General features: G+C 66.0%; 22 protein-coding genes. 14 read left to right on the forward strand and 8 right to left on the reverse strand.

Features of this window, described 5'->3' with window-relative positions:
- Positions 1-29: 29 nt before the first annotated feature.
- Positions 30-1,067: a rod shape-determining protein MreB gene (gene mreB, locus POR01S_RS12330; protein ID WP_007159533.1), complete on the reverse strand. Its 1,038-nt coding sequence runs from the start codon at positions 1,065-1,067 to the stop codon at positions 30-32.
- A 232-nt stretch (positions 1,068-1,299) separates the two neighbouring features.
- Here mreB and gatC point away from each other — a divergent pair, with 232 nt between their 5' ends.
- From gatC to POR01S_RS12350, 4 genes are all read left to right on the forward strand, one after another.
- Complete coding sequence (gatC, locus tag POR01S_RS12335) at positions 1,300-1,587, forward strand: Asp-tRNA(Asn)/Glu-tRNA(Gln) amidotransferase subunit GatC (protein ID WP_027597101.1); 288 nt, start codon at positions 1,300-1,302, stop codon at positions 1,585-1,587.
- A gap of 8 nt (positions 1,588-1,595) precedes the next feature.
- The gene (gene gatA, locus POR01S_RS12340) at positions 1,596-3,047 is read left to right on the forward strand and encodes an Asp-tRNA(Asn)/Glu-tRNA(Gln) amidotransferase subunit GatA (protein ID WP_042136090.1); all 1,452 of its coding nucleotides are present in this window, start codon (positions 1,596-1,598) and stop codon (positions 3,045-3,047) included.
- Positions 3,048-3,061: 14 nt separating this feature from the next.
- Complete coding sequence (gene gatB / locus POR01S_RS12345; protein ID WP_042136092.1) at positions 3,062-4,510, forward strand: Asp-tRNA(Asn)/Glu-tRNA(Gln) amidotransferase subunit GatB; 1,449 nt, start codon at positions 3,062-3,064, stop codon at positions 4,508-4,510.
- Between the two features lie 89 nt (positions 4,511-4,599).
- On the forward strand, positions 4,600-4,998 hold the full coding sequence (locus tag POR01S_RS12350) for a septal ring lytic transglycosylase RlpA family protein (RefSeq protein WP_007159537.1): 399 nt from the start codon (positions 4,600-4,602) through the stop codon (positions 4,996-4,998).
- A gap of 8 nt (positions 4,999-5,006) precedes the next feature.
- On the opposite strand, the gene POR01S_RS12355 is transcribed toward POR01S_RS12350, so the two are convergent.
- The 6 genes from POR01S_RS12355 to POR01S_RS12380 form a co-directional block, all read right to left on the reverse strand.
- On the reverse strand, positions 5,007-6,026 hold the full coding sequence (locus tag POR01S_RS12355) for an alginate lyase family protein (protein WP_042136094.1): 1,020 nt from the start codon (positions 6,024-6,026) through the stop codon (positions 5,007-5,009).
- A 224-nt stretch (positions 6,027-6,250) separates the two neighbouring features.
- Entirely contained in the window at positions 6,251-7,162 is a 912-nt protein-coding gene (gene kdgD / locus POR01S_RS12360) for a 5-dehydro-4-deoxyglucarate dehydratase (protein WP_007159539.1), read from the reverse strand.
- A 133-nt stretch (positions 7,163-7,295) separates the two neighbouring features.
- Positions 7,296-8,048 carry a FadR/GntR family transcriptional regulator gene (locus POR01S_RS12365; protein WP_027597104.1) on the reverse strand — a complete coding sequence of 251 codons (753 nt, stop codon included), beginning with the start codon at positions 8,046-8,048 and terminating at the stop codon, positions 7,296-7,298.
- 83 nt (positions 8,049-8,131) lie between these two features.
- Complete coding sequence (locus POR01S_RS12370) at positions 8,132-9,865, reverse strand: ABC transporter ATP-binding protein/permease (protein WP_007159541.1); 1,734 nt, start codon at positions 9,863-9,865, stop codon at positions 8,132-8,134.
- Between the two features lie 123 nt (positions 9,866-9,988).
- Positions 9,989-10,549, reverse strand: a complete 561-nt coding sequence (locus tag POR01S_RS12375; protein WP_007159542.1) for a response regulator transcription factor — start codon at positions 10,547-10,549, stop codon at positions 9,989-9,991.
- A gap of 16 nt (positions 10,550-10,565) precedes the next feature.
- On the reverse strand, positions 10,566-11,825 hold the full coding sequence (locus POR01S_RS12380) for an ATP-binding protein (RefSeq protein WP_007159543.1): 1,260 nt from the start codon (positions 11,823-11,825) through the stop codon (positions 10,566-10,568).
- A gap of 176 nt (positions 11,826-12,001) precedes the next feature.
- On the opposite strand from POR01S_RS12380, the gene POR01S_RS12385 reads away from it, so the two are divergent.
- The 10 genes from POR01S_RS12385 (at position 12,002) to POR01S_RS12430 (ending at position 23,545) form a co-directional block, all read left to right on the forward strand.
- On the forward strand, positions 12,002-12,709 hold the full coding sequence (locus POR01S_RS12385) for an SIMPL domain-containing protein (protein WP_042136097.1): 708 nt from the start codon (positions 12,002-12,004) through the stop codon (positions 12,707-12,709).
- Positions 12,710-12,955: 246 nt separating this feature from the next.
- Complete coding sequence (locus tag POR01S_RS12390) at positions 12,956-14,551, forward strand: ABC transporter substrate-binding protein (protein WP_042136099.1); 1,596 nt, start codon at positions 12,956-12,958, stop codon at positions 14,549-14,551.
- A 42-nt stretch (positions 14,552-14,593) separates the two neighbouring features.
- The gene (locus POR01S_RS12395; RefSeq protein WP_027597107.1) at positions 14,594-16,186 is read left to right on the forward strand and encodes an ABC transporter substrate-binding protein; all 1,593 of its coding nucleotides are present in this window, start codon (positions 14,594-14,596) and stop codon (positions 16,184-16,186) included.
- 144 nt (positions 16,187-16,330) lie between these two features.
- Positions 16,331-17,749, forward strand: a complete 1,419-nt coding sequence (locus tag POR01S_RS12400; protein ID WP_027602554.1) for an OprD family outer membrane porin — start codon at positions 16,331-16,333, stop codon at positions 17,747-17,749.
- A gap of 360 nt (positions 17,750-18,109) precedes the next feature.
- Entirely contained in the window at positions 18,110-19,120 is a 1,011-nt protein-coding gene (locus tag POR01S_RS12405) for an ABC transporter permease subunit (protein ID WP_007159549.1), read from the forward strand.
- 22 nt (positions 19,121-19,142) lie between these two features.
- Positions 19,143-20,054: an ABC transporter permease subunit gene (locus POR01S_RS12410; RefSeq protein ID WP_027602553.1), complete on the forward strand. Its 912-nt coding sequence runs from the start codon at positions 19,143-19,145 to the stop codon at positions 20,052-20,054.
- Positions 20,051-21,082 carry an ABC transporter ATP-binding protein gene (locus POR01S_RS12415; protein ID WP_007159551.1) on the forward strand — a complete coding sequence of 344 codons (1,032 nt, stop codon included), beginning with the start codon at positions 20,051-20,053 and terminating at the stop codon, positions 21,080-21,082. Before POR01S_RS12410 ends, POR01S_RS12415 begins: the two co-directional genes overlap by 4 nt.
- Positions 21,069-22,094 (forward strand): peptide ABC transporter ATP-binding protein, encoded by a 1,026-nt coding sequence (locus tag POR01S_RS12420; protein ID WP_037007201.1) that lies wholly within the window; start codon positions 21,069-21,071, stop codon positions 22,092-22,094. The genes POR01S_RS12415 and POR01S_RS12420 overlap by 14 nt, the downstream gene beginning before the upstream one ends.
- 214 nt (positions 22,095-22,308) lie before the next feature.
- Positions 22,309-22,728: a GNAT family acetyltransferase gene (locus POR01S_RS12425; protein WP_042136101.1), complete on the forward strand. Its 420-nt coding sequence runs from the start codon at positions 22,309-22,311 to the stop codon at positions 22,726-22,728.
- Between the two features lie 346 nt (positions 22,729-23,074).
- Positions 23,075-23,545 carry a helix-turn-helix domain-containing protein gene (locus POR01S_RS12430; protein WP_027597112.1) on the forward strand — a complete coding sequence of 157 codons (471 nt, stop codon included), beginning with the start codon at positions 23,075-23,077 and terminating at the stop codon, positions 23,543-23,545.
- A gap of 232 nt (positions 23,546-23,777) precedes the next feature.
- On the opposite strand, the gene POR01S_RS12435 is transcribed toward POR01S_RS12430, so the two are convergent.
- Positions 23,778-24,896, reverse strand: a complete 1,119-nt coding sequence (locus tag POR01S_RS12435; RefSeq protein ID WP_042136104.1) for a hypothetical protein — start codon at positions 24,894-24,896, stop codon at positions 23,778-23,780.
- Positions 24,897-24,933 lie beyond the last annotated feature (37 nt).

Genomic DNA, 24,933 nt, shown 5'->3' on the forward strand with positions numbered 1-24,933 from the left:
CGGAGCGGGGCCTGTAGCCTGGAACTGCCTTATTCGGTGGACAGCAGGTCCATGGCGTGGCGATCCATCATGTCCAGCGCCTTGCCGCCGCCACGGGCCACGCAGGTCAGCGGGTCTTCGGCGACGATCACCGGCAGCCCGGTTTCCAGCGACAGCAGCTTGTCCAGATCGCGCAGCAGGGCGCCACCACCGGTCAGCACCAGGCCGCGCTCGGCGATGTCGGAAGCCAGCTCCGGCGGCGACTGCTCCAGGCAGCTCTTGACCGCCTGGACGATGGTCGCCAGGGATTCCTGCATGGCTTCGAGCACCTCGTTGGAATTGAGGGTGAAGCTGCGCGGTACGCCTTCGGCCAGGTTGCGGCCACGGACGTCGATCTCGCGGACCTCGCCGCCCGGGTAGGCGGTGCCGATTTCCTGCTTGATGCGCTCGGCGGTGGATTCGCCGATCAGGCTGCCGTAGTTGCGGCGCACATAGGTGACGATGGCTTCGTCGAAGCGATCGCCGCCGACGCGGACGGATTCGGCATAGACCACGCCATTCAGCGAGATCAGGGCGATCTCGGTGGTGCCGCCACCGATGTCGACGACCATGGAGCCATGGGCTTCCTCGACCGGCAGACCGGCGCCGATGGCCGCGGCCATGGGCTCCTCGATCAGGAACACTTCACGGGCACCCGCGCCCAGCGCGGATTCGCGAATGGCGCGACGCTCGACCTGGGTCGACTTGCAGGGCACGCAGATCAGCACCCGCGGACTGGGCTGCAGGAAGCTGTTCTCGTGCACCTTGTTGATGAAGTATTGCAACATCTTTTCGCAGACGCTGAAGTCGGCGATGACGCCGTCCTTCATCGGGCGAATGGCGGAGATGTTGCCCGGCGTCCGGCCGAGCATGCGCTTGGCGTCGGTACCGACGGCGACGACGCTCTTCTGGTTGCCGTGGGTACGGATGGCGACGACCGACGGCTCGTTGAGCACGATGCCACGCTCGCGGACATAAATAAGGGTGTTGGCGGTTCCCAGGTCGATCGACAGATCGCTGGAGAACATGCCACGCAATTTCTTGAACATGAGGTGACCCTAGGCGGTGACAAGCAGGCACGCGACAGGACAAACGTGCGGGTAAAAAAGTGCGGCAGACTCTATCAATCGCAGGGATTTAGGGCAAGGCGCCGATATGCTAGATTGAGAGCTTTTCCGGGCCGTTAAGCCCCTGTTCAACGCGGCGCCCGACCCGCCCAGCCCGTCTCCAGCATACGCGGCCACCGACCGGGTCACGCCGCCTTCCTGCTTGGAGAAGCCGATGGCGCTCGAACGCACCGACGTCGAAAAGATCGCTCACCTGGCCCGTCTGGGTCTCGATGAAGCGGATCTCGCCGCTACCACCGCCACCCTCAACGACATCCTCGGCCTCGTCGACCAGATGCAGGCCGTGGACACCACGGGTATCGATCCCCTCGCCCACCCGCTGGAAGCCACCCAGCGTCTGCGCCCCGACCAGGCCACCGAAGGCGACCGGCGCGAGGCCTACCAGGCCATCGCCCCGGCCGTGGAAGCCGGCCTGTATCTGGTCCCCAAGGTGATCGAGTGAGACACGACATGCATCAGCTGACCCTGACCGAAATCGCCGCCGCCCTGGCCGCCAAGGATTTTTCCGCCGAGGAATTGACCCGCGGCCTGCTGCAGCGGATCGAGCAGCTCGACCCCCAGCTCAACAGCTTCATCACCGTGACCGCCGACGCGGCCCTGGCCCAGGCGCGGGCCGCCGACGCCCGACGCGCCGCTGGCGAGAATGGCGCCCTGCTCGGTGCGCCCCTCGCCCACAAGGATCTGTTCTGCACCCAGGGGGTGCTCACCAGCTGCGGTTCGAAAATCCTCACCGGCTTCAAGGCGCCCTATGACGCCACCGTGGTGGAGCGGCTGGCAGCAGCCGGTACCGTCTCCCTGGGCAAGCTGAACATGGACGAATTCGCCATGGGTTCGGCCAACGAGTCCAGCCACTACGGCCCGGTGAAGAATCCCTGGGACCTCACCCGGGTCCCGGGCGGCTCCTCCGGTGGTTCCGCCGCGGCCGTGGCCGCGCGCCTGCTGCCGGCCGCCACCGGCACCGACACCGGCGGCTCGATTCGCCAGCCGGCGGCCCTGACCAACCTCACCGGCGTCAAGCCCACCTACGGCCGCGTCTCGCGCTGGGGCATGATCGCCTACGCTTCCAGCCTCGACCAGGGCGGTCCCCTGGCGCGCACCGCCGAAGACTGCGCCCTGCTGCTGCAGGCCATGGCCGGTTTCGACCCCAAGGACTCCACCAGCGTCGACCAGCCGGTGGACGACTACCAGGCTGCCCTGCAGCAGCCGCTGAGCGGCCTGCGCATCGGCCTGCCGCGGGAATACTTCGGTGCCGGCCTGGACACCCGCATCGGTGACAAGGTACTGGCCGTGGTCGAGGAGCTGAAGAAGCTCGGCGCCACCGTCAAGGACATCTCGCTGCCCACCCTGCAGCACGCGATTCCGGCCTATTACGTCATCGCCCCGGCCGAGGCCAGCTCCAACCTGTCGCGCTTCGACGGCGTGCGCTTCGGCTATCGCTGCGAGAATCCGGTCAACCTGGAAGATCTCTACAAGAGATCCCGTGGCGAAGGCTTCGGTGCGGAAGTGAAGCGCCGCATCATGGTCGGCACCTATGCCCTGTCGGCTGGCTACTACGACGCCTACTACCTCAAGGCCCAGCGCATCCGCCGGCTGATCAAGAACGACTTCGTCGCGGCCTTCGCCGAGGTCGACGTCATTCTCGGCCCGACCACGCCGAACCTGGCCTGGAAACTCGGCGAGAAGAGCAACGATCCGGTCTCCGCCTATCTCGAAGACCTCTACACCATCGCCGCCAACCTCGCCGGCATCCCCGGCCTGTCGATGCCAGCCAGCTTCGTCGACGGCCTGCCGGTGGGCGTGCAGCTGCTCGGCAACTATTTCCAGGAAGGCCGGCTACTCAACGTCGCCCACCAGTACCAGCAGGTCAGCGACTGGCATCGCCAGGCGCCGAGCGGCTTCTGAGGAAGGATAGAGACATGCAATGGGAAACCGTGATCGGGCTTGAGATCCACGCTCAGCTCAGCACCCAATCGAAGATTTTCTCCGGCAGCGCCACCAGTTTCGGCGCCGAGCCCAATGCCCACGCCAGCCTGGTCGACCTGGGCATGCCCGGCACCCTGCCGGTGCTCAACGCCGAGGCGGTGCGCATGGCCTGCAAGTTCGGCCTGGCCATCGACGCCGAGATCGCCGAACGCAACGTCTTCGCGCGCAAGAACTACTTCTACCCAGACCTGCCCAAGGGCTACCAGACCAGCCAGATGGATCATCCCATCGTCGGCAAGGGCCACCTGGACATCACCCTCGAAGACGGCACCGTCAAGCGCATCGGCATCACCCGCGCGCACCTGGAAGAAGACGCCGGCAAGAGCCTGCACGAAGACTTCCACGGCATGAGCGGCATCGACCTGAACCGCGCCGGCACGCCGCTGCTGGAGATCGTCTCCGAGCCGGACATCCGCAGCGCCAAGGAAGCCGTGGCCTATGTGAAGGCCATCCATGCCCTGGTGCGCTACCTGGGCATCTGCGACGGCAACATGGCCGAGGGTTCGCTGCGTTGCGACTGCAACGTCTCGGTACGCCCCAAGGGCCAGGAAGCCTTCGGCACCCGCGCCGAGATCAAGAACGTCAACTCCTTCCGCTTCATCGAGAAGGCCATCAACCACGAGGTCCAGCGCCAGATCGAATTGATCGAGGACGGCGGCACCGTGGTGCAGGAAACCCGCCTGTACGATCCCAACAAGGACGAGACCCGCTCCATGCGGAGCAAGGAAGAAGCCAACGACTACCGTTACTTCCCCTGCCCCGACCTCTTGCCGGTGGTGATCGAGCCGGCCTTCCTGGCCGAGGTGCGCAGCCAGCTGCCCGAGCTGCCGACCGAGAAGCGCGATCGCTTCCAGAGCGAGTACGGGCTGTCGGTCTATGACGCCAGCGTGCTGTCCGCCAGCCGCGAACTGGCCGACTACTTCGAGGAAGTCCAGCGGGTGAGCGGCGACGCCAAGCTGGCCGCCAACTGGGTGATGGGCGAATTGTCGAGCCTGCTCAACAAGCAGGACCTGGACATCGCCCAGGCGCCGGTGAGCGCGGCCCAGCTGGGCGGCCTGATTCTGCGCATCAAGGACGACACCATCTCCGGCAAGATCGCCAAGATGGTGTTCGAGGCGCTGGCCGCCGGCGAAGGCGCGAGCGCCGACGCCATCATCGAAGCCAAGGGCCTCAAGCAGGTTACCGACAGCGGCGCCATCGAGGCCATGCTGGACGAGGTCCTGGCGGCCAACGCCGCCCAGGTCGAGCAATACCGCGCCAGCGACGAAGCCAAGCGCGGCAAGATGTTCGGCTTCTTCGTCGGCCAGGCCATGAAGGCCTCCAAGGGCAAGGCCAACCCCGGCCAGGTCAACCAGCTGCTCAAGCAGAAACTGGAAGGCTGACGGCGGTCGCACGGGGTAACGGAGCGGGGCTGACAGTCCCGCTCCGACCCCTTAAGCTGCTGCCGGTCGTTTTGCCAGGAGGCATCGAGATGCATCGGATCCACCGTGCCGGACTGCTGTCGCTGGTCCTGCTGTTCGCCGGTTGCGCCAGTCAGGAAAGCTTCCCGCCCACGCTGTCCTCCAGTGCTGCCCATGACTATCAGGACACCGGCATGGCGTCCTTCTACTCCAAGTGGCACGCCGGGCGCCGCACCGCCAGCGGCGAGAAATACGATCCCGGGGCCCTGACCGCGGCCCATCGCACCCTGCCCTTCGGCACCCGGGTCCAGGTCACCAACCTGGCCAATGGTCGCAGCGTGGTGGTGCGCATCAACGATCGAGGGCCGACGGTCCGCCGCCGGCTGATCGACCTGTCGCGCAGTGCGGCCGATCGTCTCGACATGGTGGCCGACGGGACCTCCCGGGTCAGCATCCGCAGCCTCGACTGATAGGGGCGCTAGCCCTGACAGGCCGGGGCAAAGGCCCACAGCAGCCGTGGCGGCGCCGCGGCGAGCTGTCGGGCGATGGAGGCATAGCGCGGATCGAGCAGACTGGCCGACCAGTACAGGTTTCTGGCGTTCTGCGGATCCCAGCGCCCCGCATAGCCGGGCAGACCGGCCTCGGCGCGTTGCACATCGAAATGTACTGTCGTCTTGCGGAATTCCTCATGACTGCGCTGGCCTTGCGCATAGGGCAGCAGCCAGTCGAGCGCCCTGGCCAGGGTCTGACCGTCTCGACCCGGCAAGTGCAACCAGTCCTCGCCGCGCCCCTGGGCCACCGCCGCCGCCAGCACCAGGGGTTCGAGGTCGTAGACGACATAGTGCAAGGCATCGCGCTCGCCGAAGTCCAGCACCTCGCCATCGGGCTTGAGATTGACCGACAGCTGCGCCACGAAGGCCGCCCGCGCCCGGGCGAACAGCGCCGGGTCATCCAGGGCACCCGCCGCCAGGGTCGCCAGCTTGATCCTGTGACTCTGCCAGTTGTTGCTCCAGACGCCACGGGCATCCCCACGATGCGCTTCCATCTGCTGCAGATAGCCCTCGGCCAGGGTCTCGATGAACGCGCGGGTGCGCTGGGCCGTGGCCAGGGGCAGGTCCGCCGCGGTCAGCCGATAGGCGAGGATGAGACCGCCCAGGTTGGTTTCGTCGATGGGCTGGAAGCTGGGCCGATACCCTGGCAGCCAGGCATCGAGATAGTGGGCCAGACGTGCCAGGGCCGCGGCATCGCGACTGTCCCGCCAGGCCAGCGCCAGATCGAGCATGTAGCCGAAGTCGCGCACCGCCGCGGCGGATTGATCGTGGATGCCGGTGTGCGGCAGGGTCCCCGCGGTATGGATCACCGGCAGCGCCTGGGGCTCCGGCGCCGGAGGCCGGCTGACCGCCAGTGCCAGCGCCGCGGCCGAGGGTGGCGTCGCGGCCAGGCAGGTCGAATGCCCGGGTGCTGCGGCCAGGGCGAGATACAGCAAGGCAGTGCTCATGGCGGGAATCCCCTGGCTAGCGGTGGCACGACTGGGCTGGTATCCCCCCAACCTGGCATCCGCGCCTTAGCAACGCCTTAAGTCAGCCGCCCAGGGTAGCCCTCTGACGCTGGCGTCCTGCCAACCGCCAGGAAAACCAGCCAAAAAAAGCCCGCGACCAAGCGACTGGCCGCGGGTTGTGCAACGGGGGGAGAGGCGCCGGAGCCCCTCTCGAAAAGCGGATCTTACTGGGGACCGAGCTTGTCCATCAGGGCGGCGAGCTTTTCGTACTCGTCCTGCTTGAGATCCGTCAGCGGGGTGCGCACGGGGCCGGCGTCGTAGCCGGCGATGCGGGCGCCCGCCTTGACGATGCTGACGGCGTAGCCGGCGCAACGGTTGCGGATTTCCAGGTACGGCAGGAAGAAGTCGTCGATCAGCTTGCCGACCGCCTGGTGATCGTCACGGGCGATGGCTTCGTAGAACTGCACGGCGGTCTTGGGGATGAAGTTGAACACGGCCGAGGAATAGACCGGCACGCCCAGCGCCTTGTAGGCGGCGGCATAGACTTCCGCGGTGGGCAGGCCACCCAGATAGCTGAAGCGATCGCCCAGGCGGCGGCGAATGGCGACCATAAGTTCGATGTCACCCAGGCCGTCCTTGTAGCCGATCAGGTTCGGGCAGCGCTCGGCCAGTTGCTCCAGGTGATGGGGCTGCAGGCGGCAGACGTTGCGGTTGTAGACCACCACGCCGATCTTGACCGACTTGCAGACGGCTTCGACATGGGCGGCCACGCCGTCCTGGCTGGCTTCGGTCAGGTAGTGCGGCAGCAGCAGCAGACCCTTGGCGCCCAGCCGTTCGGCCTCCTGGGCATAGGCGATGGCCTGGCGGGTGGAGCCACCGACACCGGCGAGGATCGGCACACTGCCCTGGCAGGTGTCCACCGCGGTCTTGATGATGCCGCTGTATTCGCTGGCTTCCAGCGAGAAGAATTCACCGGTGCCACCAGCGGCGAACAGTGCGGTCGCACCGTAGGGGGCCAGCCACTCCAGGCGCTTGGCATAGGTGTCGGGGCGGAAGTCGCCGTTGGCATCGAAGTCGGTCAGCGGAAAGGACAGCAGACCGGAAGAGAGGACGTGTTTGAGTTCTTGTGGAGTCATCTTGAGTGCCTCGGCATAGGTTGGACTGGGGTGCGGCAGGTCCGCTACCCGTTGTAAGTCATCGTACAACCTCCTTTGTGGAAGGGGCAAGCCCCAACCAGAAAAATGCCTATCGCGACGTCAAAGCCCTGCTTCAGACCTCTTCCGCCTGGCGTTCCATCTCTTCATGGGCGCGTCTGAGCCGCTCGCGACTGTTGCTCAGGTGCAGGCGCATGGCCGAACGAGCCGCCTCGAGGTTGCCGTCTTCGATGGCCTGGACAATGGCTTCGTGCTCGGCATCCAGCCGCTTCTGATAGAGCTGCTGGTCGTCGTGGGCGAGATAGGCGGAATTGAGCCGGGTGCGCGGAATCAGCACCGTGCCCAGGTAGCTCATGATGTCGCTGAAATAGCGATTGCCGGTGGAACTGGCGATCAGCAGGTGCAATTCCAGATCCGCGCTCACCGCGCGATCGGGCTGCTCGACGCCGGTGCGCATGGCTTCCAGCAGCGCCCACATGGCCTGCAGTTGCTCGGCCGAGCGGCGCTGGGCGGCCAGGCCGGCGGCCTCGACTTCCAGGCTGATGCGCAATTCGAGCATCGCCAGGACGTCCTTGAGGGTGGTGATGGTGGCCGGATCGATCGGCAATGGCGACTCGGGGCGCCGCTCCAGCACGAAGGTGCCGATGCCGTGGCGCGTTTCCACGTAACCCCCGGCCTGCAGCCGGGAAATGGCCTCGCGCACCACGGTGCGACTCACGCCCTGGGCCTGCATGATGGCCGACTCGGTGGGGAGCTTGTCGCCAGGCTGGAATTGGCCGTCGCCGATCTGCTGAATAAGCACTCCGACGACCTCTTCTGCCAGGCTGCGGGGTCTTTTTCGGGGGCGGGATACGGTAGCTGCTGACATGGATTCTCGTACCGATTGAAGGGACTCTGGAATCATAGCACTCCCCTTCCCGAAAACGCCCGATTTAGACCGCTTAGTCCATCTCAGCGACCCTCGCCAACCGCTCTAGGACGCAGTTCTTGGCCCTCCAGCAGCAGGTGGCGGCGATGGTAGGCGCGCAGGCTCGGACGATGGCCGACACTGACCAGGGTGAGACCCGGATTTTCCGCCAGCAGACGCTCATAGAGCGCACGCTCGTCCGCTTCGCTGAGCGCCGAGCTGGCTTCGTCGAGAAACAGCCAGTCGGGGGCGTAGAGCAGCGCCCGCGCCAGGGCTACCCGCTGCTGCTCGCCGGGCGACAGGGTGCGTTCCCAGTGGCGGGCTTCATCCAGGTGCTCGCGCAGGTGATCGAGACGGCACTGCTGCAGCACCTCGGCCAGCCGCTCGTTGGAATAGGCATCCGCCGGCTGCGGATAGGCCAGGGCTTCGCGCAGGGTGCCGATGGGCAGATAGGGTTGTTGCGGCAGGAACAGCTGACGCCCCGGCGGGACGCCGATCCCGCCCTGCCCTTGCCGCCAGAGTCCGGCCAGGGCCCGCAGCAGGGTGCTCTTGCCACTGCCCGAGGCGCCTTCGATCAGCAGGTGTTCGCCACGGGCGATACGCAGATCGGTGGGATGCAGCAGCAACCGGCCGGCGGCACCCAGGGAAAGACCTTCCAGGACCAGGTCGCTGCTACTGGCATGGGGCACCAGGATGTCGGTCTCCTGGCTGAATTCGGCCATGGTCTCGCGAAAGGTCAGCAGACGATCGGAAACGGCGCGCCAGCCGGCCAGGCTGACGTAGGCGTCGACGAACCAGCTGAGACTTTCCTGGACATTGCCGAAGGCCGAGTTGATCTGCATCAGATCGCCCAGCTGGATCTTGCCGGAGAAATAGCGCGGCGCCGCCAGGACGAAGCCGGCGATGATGGCGATCTGGCTGTAGCCAGCGGTAAAGAAGGTCAGCCGCTTGGTGTAGTTCATCACCAGGTGGTAGTTGCCCCAGACGTAGCCGAAGCGATCCAGCAGACGGCGGTGCTCGTTGGCCTCACCGCGGAACAGCGCCACGCTCTCGGCCTTCTCGCGGACGCGGATAAGGCCGAAGCGCAGGTCGGCTTCATAGCGTTGCTGCTGGTTGTAGAGACCGATCAGCCGACGGCCGATCAGATGGGTCAGCCAGGTGCCGACGGTGGCGTAGATCAGGGCCGCCCAGAACATGTAGGCCGGGATGGTGATGCCGAACAGGGTGATGTCGCCGGAGATGCCGAACAGGATGACGCTGAAGGACACCAGGCTGACCACGGTGCGGATGAAGCCCAGCCCGAGGCTCAGGGTGGTTTCGGCGAAGTCGCGGATGTCTTCGGTGAGGCGCTGGTCGGGGTTGTCGGCGCCGCCTTCGCGTTCCAGCTGGTAGTAGTTGCGGTCGGACAGCCAGAGGCCGAAGTGCTTTTCGGTCAGCCAGCGCCGCCAGTTGATGGTCAGCGCCTGAGTGAGGTAAAGCCGGTACACGGCCAGCAGGATGGCGGTGGCGGCCAGCCCGCAGAAATACAGCATCAGCCGGATGAAGGCGGCCAGATCGCGATTCTGCAGGGCGTCGTAGAAGTAGCGATACCAGGTGTTCAGGGCCACCGACAGGCCGACCCCGGCCAGCGACAGGGCGATGACCACGGACAGCAGGAGCCAGGCCTTGCCTTTCTCTTCACTGCGCCAGTAGGGGGTGATCAAAGCCCAGACGCGGGCCAGGAAATGCCCACGGGAAGCCCCGTAGACGGAGGGCACGGGTACGGCGGATTCGGACATGCTCGGACTCTCAAGGACTGCTCAACGAGACGCCTGCACAGCCTATGCCGGAAAGCCTGAACGAATTCTGACTGAAACAATGTAACAGTTTGTCGCCCACGGAGATCGTGGGCGATGCCAGCTTCAGCGACGCACCGGACGCTTCTGCAGCTTGCGCTGCAGGGTACGGCGGTGCATGCCCAGCGCCCGCGCGGTCGCCGAGATGTTGCCTTCGTGTTCGGACAGTACCCGCTGGATGTGCTCCCACTGCAGGCGATCCACCGACATGGGATTGTCCGGCACCAGGGTGTCGAGATCGGCGTGCTGGGCGAGCAGACCGGCCAGGACGTCGTCGGCATCCGCCGGCTTGCACAGGTAGTTGGTGGCGCCGCGCTTGATGGCCTCCACGGCGGTGGCGATGCTGGAATAGCCGGTGAGGATCACCACGCGCATCTCCGGGTGCAGCTCCAGCAGCTGGGGCAGCAGTACCAGCCCCGAGTCCCCTTCCATCTTGAGGTCGAGCACGGCGTAGTCCGGCAGGTCTTCCTTGGCCAGTTGCAGGCCTTCCTCGGCGCTGTCGGCGATGGACACGCGCAGGCCGCGGCGGTCCATGGCGCGGGCCATCACCCGGGTAAAGGTGGGATCGTCGTCGACCAGCAGGATGTGGGGCTGGTCGTCGAAACCGCTGTTGAGGTCGTCAGTCATAGAATTCTCCAGGCATTCACGCCAGGGCGTAGTGCCGCGGCAGGCGCAATTCGGTCAGGGTGCCGCCTTCTTCGTGATTGTAGAGCTTCACCGTGCCGCCGGCGCGGGTGACGCTGGCCTGGCTGAGAAACAGGCCCAGTCCGAAGCCCTTGCCCTTGGTGGTGAAGAAGGGCTTGCCGAGCTGTTCGGCGATGGCCAGGGGTACGCCGGCACCGTGATCGCGGATCGACAGGCACAGCTCGCGCGCATCCCAGTGCAGACGGATGGCCAGGTTTTCCGGGCAGGCATCGGCGGCATTGTTGAGTAGATTCAGCAGTGCCTGGGTAAGTTCGACCGGCGGCGTCAGGCGCGGTGGCGTGCCCAGACTGACCACCTCGAAGCTGTAGGTGGCTTCCGGTCGCATCAGGTGCCAGCGATCCATGGTCGCCTCCAGCCACTCCACGGCGGTCTGCTCCTGCACCGTCTGGCGGCGGTCCGCCTCGGCCGCGCGCACCAGTTGCTGCAGGGTCTGCTTGCACTGGCCGACCTGGGCCTGCAACAGCGCCAGGTCCTCGCTCAGGGTCGGCTGACCGGCGTACTCCTGCTGCAGCTCCTTGAGCAACACGCTCATGGTGGACAGCGGCGTGCTCAGCTCGTGGGCCGCGCCGGCGGCCTGGGTGGCCACGGCCAGCAGCTGCTGATCGCGCATGGCCTGTTCGCGGCGCTGGGCCTGCAGGCTCTCCTGCTCGCGCAGGGCGGTGGCCATGCGCGCGACGAACAGGGTGATGACCGCGGCGGACAGGGCGAAGCTCAGCCACATGCCGTAGCTGAGCACCGCGCCGTCGTTGGCCACCAGCAGGTGCAGCGGCTCGTAGGACAGCAGCATCAGCGAGAAGACCGCCAGGGTCAGGGCCGCCAGGACCAGGGTATAGAGCCAGGGCAGCGTGGCCGCGGCGATGGTCAGGGGCACCAGGTAATAGGAGGCGAAGGGGTTGGTCGGACCGCCGGCGAAATACAGCAGGGCACTGTGGATGGCCAGGTCGCAGCCCAGATGGGCGGCGTATTCCTGCTCGGTGACCGGCCAGGGGCGGGTCAGCCGCAGGGCGGCGAACAGGCAGAGTACGGCCGAGACGCCCAGGGTGATGGCCAGGGCCGTCCAGGGCAGCTGGACGATGCCCGACAGCCGGGCGATGCCCACCGAGCCGGCCTGCGCGGCCAGCACCAGCACGCGGATGATGACCAGGCGCCCGAGATTCTGGCGATTGGCGGACAACCATTGAACAGGCAAGGAGAACATGCGAGGTTCCAGGCGCAAGAAACGATCGAGACGACAGCCCCGCGGGGCTGCCGGTCAGAGCAGACTTGGCATTATAGCGATGGGTATCCGCCCGCAGCCGCCGACGCGGCAAAGCGACGCACCATCCGCCAGGTCCGCGGTCACACCGCTTTCGGACTGCCAATCAGGAGAACACCATGACCTTTCCCCTACGCCCGCTCGTGCTGGGCGCCGCGCTGTTCAGCACCCTGCTCGCCACCGGCGTCCAGGCCGATGAGCCGCGCTACAACCAGATCAGCCTGAGGGCCGAGGTCAGCCGCGAGGTCCCGCGCGACCGCATGCAGGTCATGCTCTACACCGAAAGCCAGGGCCAGGATCCGGCGGCCCTGGCCAGCGACACCACCAAGACCCTAAACGCCGCCCTGGAGCAGGCGCGCAAGGTCAAGGGGGTGGACGTTTCCCTGGGCAATCGCAACACCTATCCGGTCTATGAAGACCAGGGCCGCGCCATCAACGCCTGGCGCGAGCGCGGTGAACTGCGCCTGGAAAGCGCCGACTTCGCCGCCCTGTCCAAGCTGACCGGCGAACTGCTGGGCAGCCTGAAGATGGGCAACCTGCAATTCACCATCGCCGATGGCACCCGCAAGCAGCAGGAGGATGCCCTGTTCAAGAACGCCGTGGCCGCCTTCAAGGCGCGCGCCCAGCTGGCCACCGAAGCCCTGGGTGGCTCGGGCTATCGCATCGTCAGCCTGGACCTGGGTACCAGCGGCGTACCCCAGCCGCTGCCGATGCTGCGCATGTCGGCGATGAAGGCCGCCAGCGATGCCGTGACCCCGGATGTCGCCCCCGGCACCACCACCGTCGAAGTGACCGCGGGCGGTACCATCGAAGTACAGATGCCCTGATCTAGTGCAGAAAAGTAACAACGCTGTTCCGGTGCGCACTTTTGGTGCGCACCGGGTTCCTGCCGCGACACCTTGTCTTACATCTTTGCGACATCTGTTTTGTGTTTGGGTCGCCTGGGGTCAATAGCTCGCCTGAGCTATGGACATGGGCACAGGCTGTGCATGTGGGCTCATCTGTCCACAAGACATCGGCATTCTGTTTCGCAACGCCACATCGTGTTGCGCCGTCCCCGACATGAGGTCTCCATGCACAAGAACGTACTCGCTGCCCTCTTCGCTTCCGGTCTGCTGGCCGGCGCACCCCTGGCCCAGGCGACCAACCTGGTGTTCTGCTCCGAAGGCAGCCCGGCCGGCTTCGATCCGGCGCAATACACCACCGGCACCGACTTCGATGCGTCGGCGGAAACCATCTTCAACAAGCTGACCCAGTTCGAGCGCGGCGGTACCCAGGTCAAGCCGGGACTGGCAGAAAGCTGGGACATCAGCGAAGACGGCAAGGTCTACACCTTCCACCTGCGCAAGGGCGTGAAATTCCACACCACGGACTACTTCAAGCCGACCCGCGAATTCAATGCCGATGACGTCCTGTTCACCTTCCAGCGCATGCTGGACAAGAACAATCCGTTCCGGAAGGCCTACCCCACCGAATTCCCCTACTTCACCGACATGGGCCTCGACCAGAACATCGCCAAGGTGGAAAAGGTCGACGACTACACGGTGCGCATGACCCTCAACGAAGTGGACGCCGCCTTCCTGCAGAATCTGGCGATGCCCTTCCCGTCGATCCAGTCGGCCGAATACGCCGACAAGCTGCTCAAGGCCGGCAAGGCGGCCGAGATCAACCAGAAGCCGATCGGCACCGGTCCCTTCGTCTTCAGCCGCTACCAGAAGGATGCGGTGATCCGCTACAAGGCCAACCCGGACTACTGGAAGCCCGAGGACGTCAAGCTCGACAACCTGATCTTCGCCATCACCCCCGATGCCGCCACCCGCCTGCAGAAGCTCAAGGCCAACGAATGCCAGGTGAGCGGCTATGCGCGTCCGGCGGACCTGGTGGAGATGAAGCAGGATCCGCAGCTCAAGGTGCTGCAGCAGCCGGGCTTCAACGTCGGCTTCCTCGCCTACAACGTCCAGCATCCACCGCTGGACAAGCCCGAGGTGCGGCGTGCCCTGGACATGGCCATCAACAAGCAGGCCATCGTCGACACCGTGTTCCAGGGCGCCGGCCAGGTCGCGCAGAACGTGATCCCGCCGAACCAATGGTCCTACGACAAGAACATCAAGGGCGCGCCCTACGACCCGGAAAAGGCCAAGGCCCTGCTCAAGCAGGCGGGGATCAAGGACGGCACCGAGATCGCGCTCTGGGCCATGACGGTGCAGCGCGCCTCCAACCCCAACGCCCGCCAGTCGGCGCAGATGATCCAGCAGGATTGGGCCAAGGTCGGCATCAAGGCCAAGATCGTCAGCTACGAATGGGGTGAGTACATCAAGAGAGCCAAGGCTGGCGAACACGATGTGCTGACCTATGGCTGGACCGGCGACAACGGCGATCCCGACAACTGGCTGGGCGTGCTCTATGGCTGCAGCGCCATCGGCGGCAGCAACTATGCGCGCTGGTGCGACAAGAGCTACGACGCCCTCATCCAGAAGGCCAAGACCAGCAACGATCGCGCCGAACGCACCCGTCTCTACGAGCAGGCGCAACAGATCATTCGCCAGCAGCTGCCGGTGAGCCCCATGGCCCACTCGGTGGTGTCCCAGCCCATGCGCAAAGAAGTGCAGGGCTTCAAGATCAACCCCTTCGGCGTCACCGGTTTCTATGGCGTAAGCCTCGACCGCTGACCCTGTCCGGCCCGCCTCGCGGGCCTTCACGAGGAGCCTTCCGTGTCCAAACCGCTATTCTCGCTGTCTCTCGCCGCCCTCCTCTGCCTGACGGCCAATGCCGCCCTGGCACGCCCCCTGGTGGTCTGCACCGAGGCCAATCCGGAAGGCTTCGATCCGGGTCGCTACACTTCCGGCTATACCTTCAACGCCTCGGCCACCCCGCTGTACAACCGCCTGGTGGAATTCAAGCAGGGCACCGCCGAGCTGGAGCCGGGCCTGGCGGAAAGCTGGGAGGTCTCCCCGGATGGCCTGCAGTACACCTTCACCCTGCGCCAGGGGGTAAAATTCCACACCACCGACTACTTCAAGCCCACGCGCGATTTCAACGCCGACGACGTGGTGTTCAGCTTCGAGCGCATGCTCGACAAGAACAATCCCTGGTACAACCTCTCCCCGAGCGGCTATCCCTATGCCGCCGCCATGGAGATGGGCACCCTGATCAAGTCCATCGACAAGGTGGACGACAGCCACGTGCGCTTCACCCTCAACCAGCCCGAGGCGCCCTTCCTCGCCGACCTGGCCATGGCCTTCGGCTCGATCCTGTCCAAGGAATACGCCGACAGCCTGCTGGCCAGCAAGAAGACCGACGACATCAACCAGAAGCCCATCGGCACCGGTCCCTTCGTCTTCCAGCGCTATGCCAAGGATTCCAACACCCGCTACAAGGTCAATCCGGACTACTTCGGCAAGAAGCCGCAGATGGACGGCCTGGTGCTGGCGGTGACCCTGGATCCCAATGTGCGCATCCAGCGGGTGCGCAACAACGAGTGCCAGATCGGCCTGACGGTCAAGCCGCAGGACGTGCCGATGCTCAAGCAGGACAAGAGCCTCAAGCTGGCCCAGGTGGAAAGCCAGACCACCTCCTACCTGGCGCTGAACACCAAGCACAAGGCGCTGAGCGACGTGCGGGTGCGCCAGGCCATCGCCATGGCCTTCGATCAGCAGAACTACCTGAAGACGGTGTTCGGCGAAGGCGGCGCCAAGGCGGCGATCAATCCCTATCCCTCTTCGCTGCTGGGCTACGCCAAGGACATCAAGCCCTGGCCCCATGACGTGGAGAAGGCCAAGGCGCTGCTCAAGGAAGCCGGCTATCCCGATGGCTTCACCCTCAAGTACTACATCAGCACCGGCACCGGCCCGGGCGGCAGTCCGGCGCTGGTGGCCCAGCTGATCCAGGGCGACCTCGCCAAGATCGGCATCAAGGCCGAGATCACCCAGTTCGAGTGGGGCGAATTCGTCAAGCGCACCAAGGCCGGCGAGCACGACCTGATGATGATGAGCTGGACCGGCGACAACGGGGACCCGGACAACTTCCTCACCAACAACCTGAGCTGCGCCGCGGTGCAGGGCGGCGAGAACCGCGCCTTCTGGTGCGACAAGGCCTTCAACGACGCCATCGAAAAGGCCAAGCGCATCAACGACCCGGCCCAGCGTACCGCCCTCTACGAACAGGCCCAGCAGATCTTCCACCAGCAGATGCCCTGGATTCCGCTGGCGCATCCGCTGTTCACCGACGTCCTGCAACCCAAGGTGCAGGGCTATGTGCAGAGTCCGCTGGGGGTCTACGACTTCTCCACGGTGACCCTCGACTGATCGGCACCTGATGCCGTAAGCGACCGGGCCCGGGCGGCCCGCCCCTCGACCTTTCCCGCCTCGCGCCGTGTTTCGGCGCGACGGGTTCGGTCGTGCCGGAAACGCCCAAAAAAACAGAAAAACGACCGCTTTGGAGCACAACCGATGACCAACGTCCACCGTGGAGGCCTCGCCCTCTCGCTACTCACCTTGGCCCTGACCGCCCACGCCCAGTCCCCGGCGCCGGAAGATCCCAGCTACGCCAACGAGGTCCAGACCCTGCCCAACGTGCAGAAGCCGGTGAAGGGCCAGGAAGGCGCCAAGGGCTTCTTCGCCGACGACAGCCTGACCCTGGCCACGCGCAACTTCTTCGCCCGCGAGACCAGCTCCGATCCGATCTTCAGCTACACCAAGAACGGTACCCGGGTGCGCACCCACTCGCGCAATACCTGGGTCCAGGCCACGGCGCTCAAGTACAGCTCCGGCTACACCCAGGGCCCGGTGGGTTTTGGCATCGACGTGGCGGGCTATCAGGCCACCAACCTGGAGCGGGGCAAGGGTCAGATCGGTGGCGGCGGCAACCGCACCCTGGCCAACGCCGAGGGCGAGGGCCATGCCGAGTGGTCCAAGCTGGGCATCGCCGACGCGCGCTTCCGCGTCTCCAACACCGAGCTCAAGATCGGTCGTTTCATGCTCGACACCCCGGTGATCAGCTACAACGACAACCGGCCCTTCCCCTCCGGTTTCGACGGCTTCGCCCTGACCAGCGACGAATGGGACAACCTCTCGCTGCAGGGTGGCAGCTTCACCCGCGTCAGCCCGCGGACCGGTGCCGGCGACGAGAAGTGGACCACCGAGTACGGCACCCGCGAGGTCACCGCCGACCGCCTGAGCTTTCTCGGTGGCAACTACAAGCTGCCCCAGGGCTGGGAAGTCAGCGTCTACGGCGCCAACTTCGAAGACGTCTGGAACCAGTACTTCCTGAGCGTGACCCAGGCCGGCGGCTCGCTCGACACCTTTGCCTGGAAGGCGGTGGCCAACGCCTATCGCACCGTCGACGCCGGCAGCGCCAAGGCCGGCGACATCGACAACACCGCCTGGAGCCTGGCGTTCACCGGCAGCCACCAGGCCCACAGCCTGACCCTGGCCTACCAGCAGATCGACGGCAACGAGTACTTCGACTACGCCCACGAGACCGCGGCCATCTACCTGGCCAACTCCCTGGTCTCGGACTACAACGGCCCCAACGAGAAGTCGCTGCAGATCCGCTACGAAACCGATTGGAGCTACTTCGGCGTGCCCGGCCTGAGCACCGGCGTCTGGTACGCCAAGGGTTGGGACATCGACGGCACCCACTACGACGCCGGCGCCGGCAAGTACGCCAACTATGCCGAGGTCCTGCAGCAGGATGGCGAGAAGCACCACGAGATCGGCCTGGTCACCACCTACAAGGTGCAGCAGGGCACGCTCAAGGACAGTCGCTTCCGCCTGCTGCTGACCGATCACCGCGCCAGCCAGAACCAGGTCGACGGCAACGTCAAGGAGCTGCGCCTGGTCTCCACCCTGCCGTTCAACCTGCTGTGATGACGAAACCCGGCGGATTTCGTGCAGCGCCCGGCATCTCGCCGGGATCGCGTCGCGAACACCGGCGAAGCCCTGGCCATGTCGAGGATATCGACGGCCGTGGCAACGTGGTAGTCTGCCGGGTTTGGAGCGCTGGCCCAGAGCGCTCTTCGAACCTATTCGTAGGACCGAACGAGGCTGCCGCTGGCAGGCCGCGTTCGTCGCGGACCAGGACGGTCCGCGCAGGGATGAATCCGGACCCACAAGGTCTGAGAGTCAGATCAAAAGCCTGCGGGCTTTTGAGCGGGCTTTCACTTAAAAACGCGGCCGGGCACGTACTCGCGCCGTCTTGATCAGCCTCAAGAGGAGATACCCCCTCCGATGCTCGCCTTCATCGCCCGTCGCTTCGGGCTGCTGATACCGACGTTCTTTGGCGTCACCCTGCTGACCTTCGCCCTGATCCGCCTCATCCCCGGCGATCCGGTGGAAGTCATGATGGGCGAACGCCGCGTCGATCCGCAGATGCACGCCGAAGCCATGCACCGCCTGGGCCTCGACAAGCCCCTGTACCAGCAGTATTTCGACTACATCGGCAATCTCGCCCAGGGCAACCTCGGCGAATCCCTGCGCAGCCGCGTCGGGGTCTGGGACGAATTCCTGACCCTGTTCCCGGCCACCCTGGAACTCTCGGTGGCGGCCATGCTGTTCGCCACGGTGTTCGGCGTGCTGGCCGGCATCATCGCCGCCCTCAGGCGCGGCTCCACGGTGGACCACGGGGTGATGGGCGTGGCCCTGACCGGCTACTCCATGCCGATCTTCTGGTGGGGCCTGCTGCTGATCATGCTGTTCTCGGTGCAGCTCGGCTGGACCCCGGTCTCCGGTCGTCTGGACCTGCTCTACGACATCCCGCCGCGCACCGGCTTCATGCTCATCGACACCCTGCTCTCCGACGAGCCCGGCGCCTTCGTCGATGCCCTCAAGCACCTGATCCTGCCGGCCATCGTGGTGGGCACCATTCCCCTGGCGGTGATCGCGCGCATGACCCGCTCGGCCATGCTCGAAGTGCTGCGCGAGGACTATGTGCGCACCGCTCGCGCCAAGGGCCTGTCGCCCAAGCGGGTGGTCTTCGTCCACGCCCTGCGCAACGCCCTGATCCCGGTGCTGACCGTGCTCGGCCTGCAGGTCGGTAGCCTGCTCTCCGGCGCGGTGCTCACCGAAACCATCTTTTCCTGGCCCGGCATCGGCAAGTGGCTGATCGAGGCCATCGGCGCCCGGGACTACCCGGTGGTGCAGAACGGCATCCTGCTGATCGCCACCCTGGTCATCCTGGTCAATTTCGTCGTGGACATCCTCTACGGCCTGGTCAATCCGCGCATCCGCCACCAGCGTTGATGCGCCCAAACGGACAGAGCCTATGACAACGGTAAACACCCCGGCCGCTCAAGACCCGAGCGCCCTCTACCCCTCCCCCTTCAAGGAGTTCTGGCACGCCTTCGCCCGCAACAAGGGCGCCCTTGGCGGGCTGATCTTCATGGTCATCGTGGTGTTCTGCGCGCTCTTCGCGCCCTGGGTCGCCCCCCATGCGCCCAGCGAGCAATTCCGCGACTTCATGCTCACCCCGCCACTATGGCTGGATGGCGGCAACAGCCAGTTCCCGCTGGGCACCGACGAGCTGGGGCGTGACCTGCTCAGCCGACTGATCCACGGCGCCCGGCTGTCGCTGCTGATCGGCCTGGCCTCGGTGGTCTTCTCGCTGATCCCCGGCATCCTGCTCGGCCTGGTCGCCGGCTTCTCGCCCAATCGCGCCGGTCCGGTGATCATGCGCCTGATGGACATCATGCTGGCGCTGCCCTCGCTGCTGCTGGCCGTGGCCATCGTCGCCATCCTCGGCCCAGGCCTGATCAACACCGTGGTGGCCATCGCCATCGTCTCGCTGCCGTCCTATGTGCGCCTGACCCGCGCCGCGGTGATGGGCGAACTGCACCGCGACTACGTCACCGCCTCGCGGCTGGCCGGCGCCGGCACCCTGCGGCTGATGTTCGTCAGCGTGCTGCCCAACTGCATGGCGCCGCTGATCGTCCAGGCCACCCTGAGCTTTTCCTCGGCGATCCTCGATGCCGCCGCCCTGGGCTTCCTCGGCCTCGGCGTGCAGCCGCCCACTCCCGAGTGGGGCACCATGCTGGCCTCGGCCCGTGACTACATCGAGCGCGCCTGGTGGGTGGTGACCCTGCCGGGTCTCGCCATCCTCTTCACCGTGCTGGCCATCAACCTGATGGGCGACGGCCTGCGCGATGCCCTCGATCCGCGTCTGAAGGTGCAGTCATGAGCCTCCTCGAAATCCAGAACCTCTCGGTGCGCTTCGGCGGCGCCGACGCCCCGCCGGTGGTGGAAGGCCTCGATCTCACGGTGGATCAGGGCGAAATCGTCGCCATCGTCGGCGAATCCGGCTCCGGCAAGTCGGTGACCATGATGGCCGTGATGGGCCTGATCGATCACCCCGGCCGCATCACCGCCGACCGCCTGGCCTTCGACGGCCAGGACCTGCTCAGCCTCAAGGGTCGCCGCCGGCGCCACCTGATCGGCAAGGAGCTGTCGATGGTCTTCCAGGACCCGATGACGGCGCTCAACCCCAGCTACACCGTGGGCTTCCAGCTGGAAGAGGTGATCCGCCAGCATCTGGGCCTCAAGGGTCGCGCCGCTCGCCAGCGCGCCCTGGAATTGCTGGAAAAGGTCGAGATCCCGGCCGCGGCCAGCCGTCTCGGCGCCTATCCGCACCAGCTGTCCGGGGGCATGAGCCAGCGCGTCGCCATCGCCATGGCCATCGCCGCCGAGCCGCGTCTGCTGATCGCCGACGAACCCACCACCGCCCTGGACGTGACCATCCAGGCGCAGATCATGGAGCTCTTGGTCAATCTGCAGCGCGACGAGGGCATGGGCCTGATCCTCATCACCCACGACCTCGCCGTGGTGGCCGAGACCGCCCAGCGCGTGGTGGTGATGTACGCCGGCCAGGCGGTGGAGAAAGGCGTGGTGCCGACGCTGTTCGACGCCCCCGCCCACCCCTATACCGAAGCCCTGCTGGCGGCCATTCCCGAGCACAGCCAGACGGACCGCCTGCACACCCTGCCCGGTATCGTCCCCGGTCGCTATGACCGGCCGGCCGGCTGCCTGCTCAGTCCGCGCTGCCCCTATGTGCAGCCACGCTGCCAGGAGCGTCCGGCGCTGGAGCCCTATGACCGCGGCGCGGTGCGCTGCTTCTTCCCGCGCAACGTCGCCCCGGGCGAAGCCCCCGAGGTGCTGCCCGAACATCAACGTCCCAGCCAGTTGCCGGAGGATCGCCATGGCGCCGTCTGAAGCCACCGTCCTCGCCCGCTCCACCACCCCGGAGCAGGCGCCCGAGCACCTCGTGCTCGAAGCCAAGGGCCTGACCCAGCACTATCAAATCTCCCGCGGGCTGTTCAAGGACAGCGCCACGGTCAAGGCGCTCAACGGCGTCTCCTTCGACCTCCAGGCCGGGCGCACCCTGGCCGTGGTGGGCGAGTCGGGCTGTGGCAAGTCCACCCTGGCCCGTGCCCTGACCCTGATCGAGCAGCCCACCGCCGGCAGCCTGGTCATCGGCGGCCAAGACGTGGCCCAGGCCGACGCCGCCCGCCGCAAGGAGCTGCGCCGCGAGGTGCAGATGGTGTTCCAGAATCCCTACGCCTCGCTCAATCCGCGGCGCAAGATCGGCGACCAGCTGGCCGAGCCGCTGCAGATCAACACCAGCCTGTCGCGCACCGAAAGGCGCGAGAAGGTGCAGGCGATGATGCAGCAGGTGGGCTTGCGGCCCGAGCACTACCAGCGCTATCCGCACATGTTCTCCGGCGGCCAGCGCCAGCGCATCGCCGTGGCCCGCGCCATGATGCTGCAGCCCAAGGTGCTGGTGGCGGACGAGCCGACCTCGGCGCTGGACGTGTCCATCCAGGCGCAGGTGCTCAACCTGTTCATGGATCTGCAACAGCAGTACCGCACGGCCTATGTGTTCATCTCCCACAACCTCTCGGTGGTGCGCCACATCGCCGACGAGGTGATGGTGATGTACCTGGGCTGCATCGTCGAAAAGACCAGTCGCGACCTGCTGTTCGAGCGGCCCCTGCATCCCTATACCCAGATGCTGCTGTCGGCCACCCCGAGTCTGCACCCGGATCCGAGCAAGCCGCGCATCCGCATCCAGGGCGAACTGCCTAATCCGCTGGATCCGCCACCTGGTTGCGTCTTCCACCGCCGCTGCCCCTATGCGACGGAAAAGTGCAAGACCGAGGTCCCGGCGCTGCGCAACGTGGAAGCCCGCCAGGTGGCCTGCCACTATGCGGAGAACTTTCTGTAGGCCAACGGCGCCGTTGGGCTTCGCTGGCGCTCAATCCAACCTACTCACTGACGCTGGTACGTAGCAGCAACTCTCTTATCGCGGCCATGGGCCGCTCCTACATGGTGATCAGAACCCGTAGGAGCGGCCCATGGCCGCGATAGAGCCGTTAAAGCCAGCAGCATCCTCGAACGCACCTGTAATCTTTGGGCTTCATCCCGCTGCCGGACTTCCCATGCATATCCGCCCCTTCCAGCCCGCCGACACCGAGGCCGTGATCAGCCTCTGGCAGGCTTGCGGTCTGACCCGTCCCTGGAACGATCCCTACCGTGACATCCAGCGCAAGCTCGCCGAGCAGCCCGAGTTGTTTTTGGTGGGCGAAGCGGACGGCGTGCTCATGGCCAGCGCCATGGTCGGCACCGATGGCCATCGCGGCTGGCTCTACTACCTGGCGGTGGCCCCCGCCCACCAGCGCCGCGGCCATGCCCGGCGACTGGTGGCGAGCGCCGAACAGCTGCTCACCGAGCGCGGCTGCCCCAAGCTGCAGCTGATGGTGCGCCGGGACAATGCGGCGATCCTCGGCTTCTATGCGGCCTTGGGTTATGTGGAGGCCGAGGTCGTCACCCTGGGCAAACGGCTGATCGCCGACGACTAGAGTGGAAGGCGGCGAAGCCCTGTCCGCTGCCGATACTCAATGCCCAGTGGAAAACGCTTCGCGGTTTTCCACGCTACGGACTGACAGCTGACTGCAGGGTGGGTAACGGCGCAGCCTTACCCACGCGCAGCCGAACCTGTTGTGGAAACCCTGGACGGTTTCCACCAGGTATAGCCGGTGTAGAGTGGACGGATCCTCTGAGGAGACGGGCTTCCGAATCCCCCTGCCGGCGAGGCCGTCAGGTCCCTGTCGCCTCCCTGTCAGGCTGCTGTCGGGTTGCCGTCGTGTCGGACAGAGGGGTCTGCGGCTAGGCTTTCCCTCGTCCCTCATCGCTGGAGAAACCGAGATGCAACTGCCCAACAGGATCAAGGAACACCGCCTGGCGCGAGCCTGGTCGCAAGAGCAGCTGGCCGAACTCGCGGGCATCAGCACCCGTACGGTGCAACGCCTCGAAAATGGCGAGCAGGCCAGTCTGGAGACGCTGAGCGCCCTGGCCGCCGTCCTGGAGATCAGGGTGAGCGATCTGACCGAGCAAACCTCCCAGGAAGCAGGATCCGCCGCAGACGAGCGGATCGCCAATGCTCGTGAACAGGTGGCCGCCGAGATCGGCTTCTATTGGCAGGTGCTGCGAGGCCTGGTCATCTGCATCTTTCTCTATGTGCTCAATCGGGAGACCTCGCCCGACAGCCACTGGTCCTGGTGGGTCGCCGCCATCTGGGGAGTTCTGCTGCTGGGCCGCGGCATCCAGACCTTCTTCCTGCGCGACCGAATCGCCCTCTGGCAGCACGCCCGGCTGCAAAAGCTGCTACGCAAGTAGCAAAGGCCGGCGATCGGCACCCACCTCCCGGCGGCCTCGGGCCATAGCGCGGCCATCCGGCCATCGGACTGCCGAGCCAGGTGGCGATCCTGGACTTCAACAGGCTCAGCGCCAACCCACGAGCGTGCGACCCGCTGCCGTAGGTTGGGCTGAGACGGCTTCATCGTCGAAGCCCAACATCCCAGACCTTTTCCTTGCTGTCGGGCTTCGCTGGGCTAAACCCAACCTGCGTTTAGCGTGGCAGCAGCCCCACCAACGGCCCCGGATGCTTGCGGACCTCGGCGTAGGGCACCAGGGTGCCGCCGGGTTCGTCGCAGTTGCGGGCGGCGCGGAAGAAGGTCGGACCGAGGTAGAGACCCTTGGGCGTCAGGTACCAGGGCGCGAATTGCCAGACGTCGGCGCTGCGATAATCGCAGCCGTCGCCATCGGCCGGCGCCTGCATCAGCTCTGGATACAGGCGGGTGAACAGCCCGATCACCCAGGGCGCCAGGGTCTGTTCCCGATAGTCCGCCAGGGCCTGGGAATAACGATCCTCCGGCTGCGGGCGGATCGGCTGGCCGTGACCCAGCCAAAGAACGTCTTCCAGCGCCAGCTCCTGGCCGGTCTGGAGATCCAGGGTCAGGGGCGCGCTGCCGAAATCCGGGTGGGCCGCGCCGCTGCAGCTGTACTGGCTGAACAGATTGACGCTGAGCACCCGCTCGGTGAGCAACTGCGGGGTCACCTGCAGGCTGTGCTCGCCGTCAGGACCGATGCAGCTCAGATGAGCGTCCACCTCCGCCCAGAGGCGGTCGCGCAGCACGGCATTGGCCGCCTCGCTGGCGCCCTCCACGGTAAACAGCTGCATGCCCGAGACCGGCTCGCGCCATCCGCGCAGCTCACGCCCCATGAAGGTCTGGCGCTCGCCCGGTTCCAGCTGGAGTCCCTGCAGACGGCGATATTCGTAGGGGTCGTCCCGGCGCAGTTGCTGCCGATAGCGATCGTCCGCGGCGGGCTGCGCCAGGTGCAGCGGGGCCAGGGCGAGGGGCAGGGTCTTGCCGGCCCCGCTCCAGCTGCCGGTCCAGCGACCGTCGGTGCCGCGCGTCAGCGACCAGCTGGCCTTGGCGCCCTCCTGCCAGGGCGCGCCCTCCTCCAGCTCCAGCCGGTCGCCCGGCTGGGCCGGACCGCTCAGGCGCAGGTCGCGGCGATAGCGGTCGTAGAAATAGCGCCCATAGGCTTCGTCATTGGCGGTGGGATCGAGCTCCACCACCACCCGGGCCTGGCCCAGGGTGCCTTCCAGCAGCAGCTTTTCGGCATGGGCGACGCCGGTGGTCAGCAGCAGGGCCAACCCCAGTCCGGACAGACAAGCTTTCATCAGGGCTCCCGCAGCCAGCGAATCGGTGTTGCGCCCA

It is taken from the genome of Pseudomonas oryzihabitans NBRC 102199, from assembly GCF_000730625.1.
Classification (GTDB): Bacteria; Pseudomonadota; Gammaproteobacteria; order Pseudomonadales; family Pseudomonadaceae; genus Chryseomonas; species Chryseomonas oryzihabitans.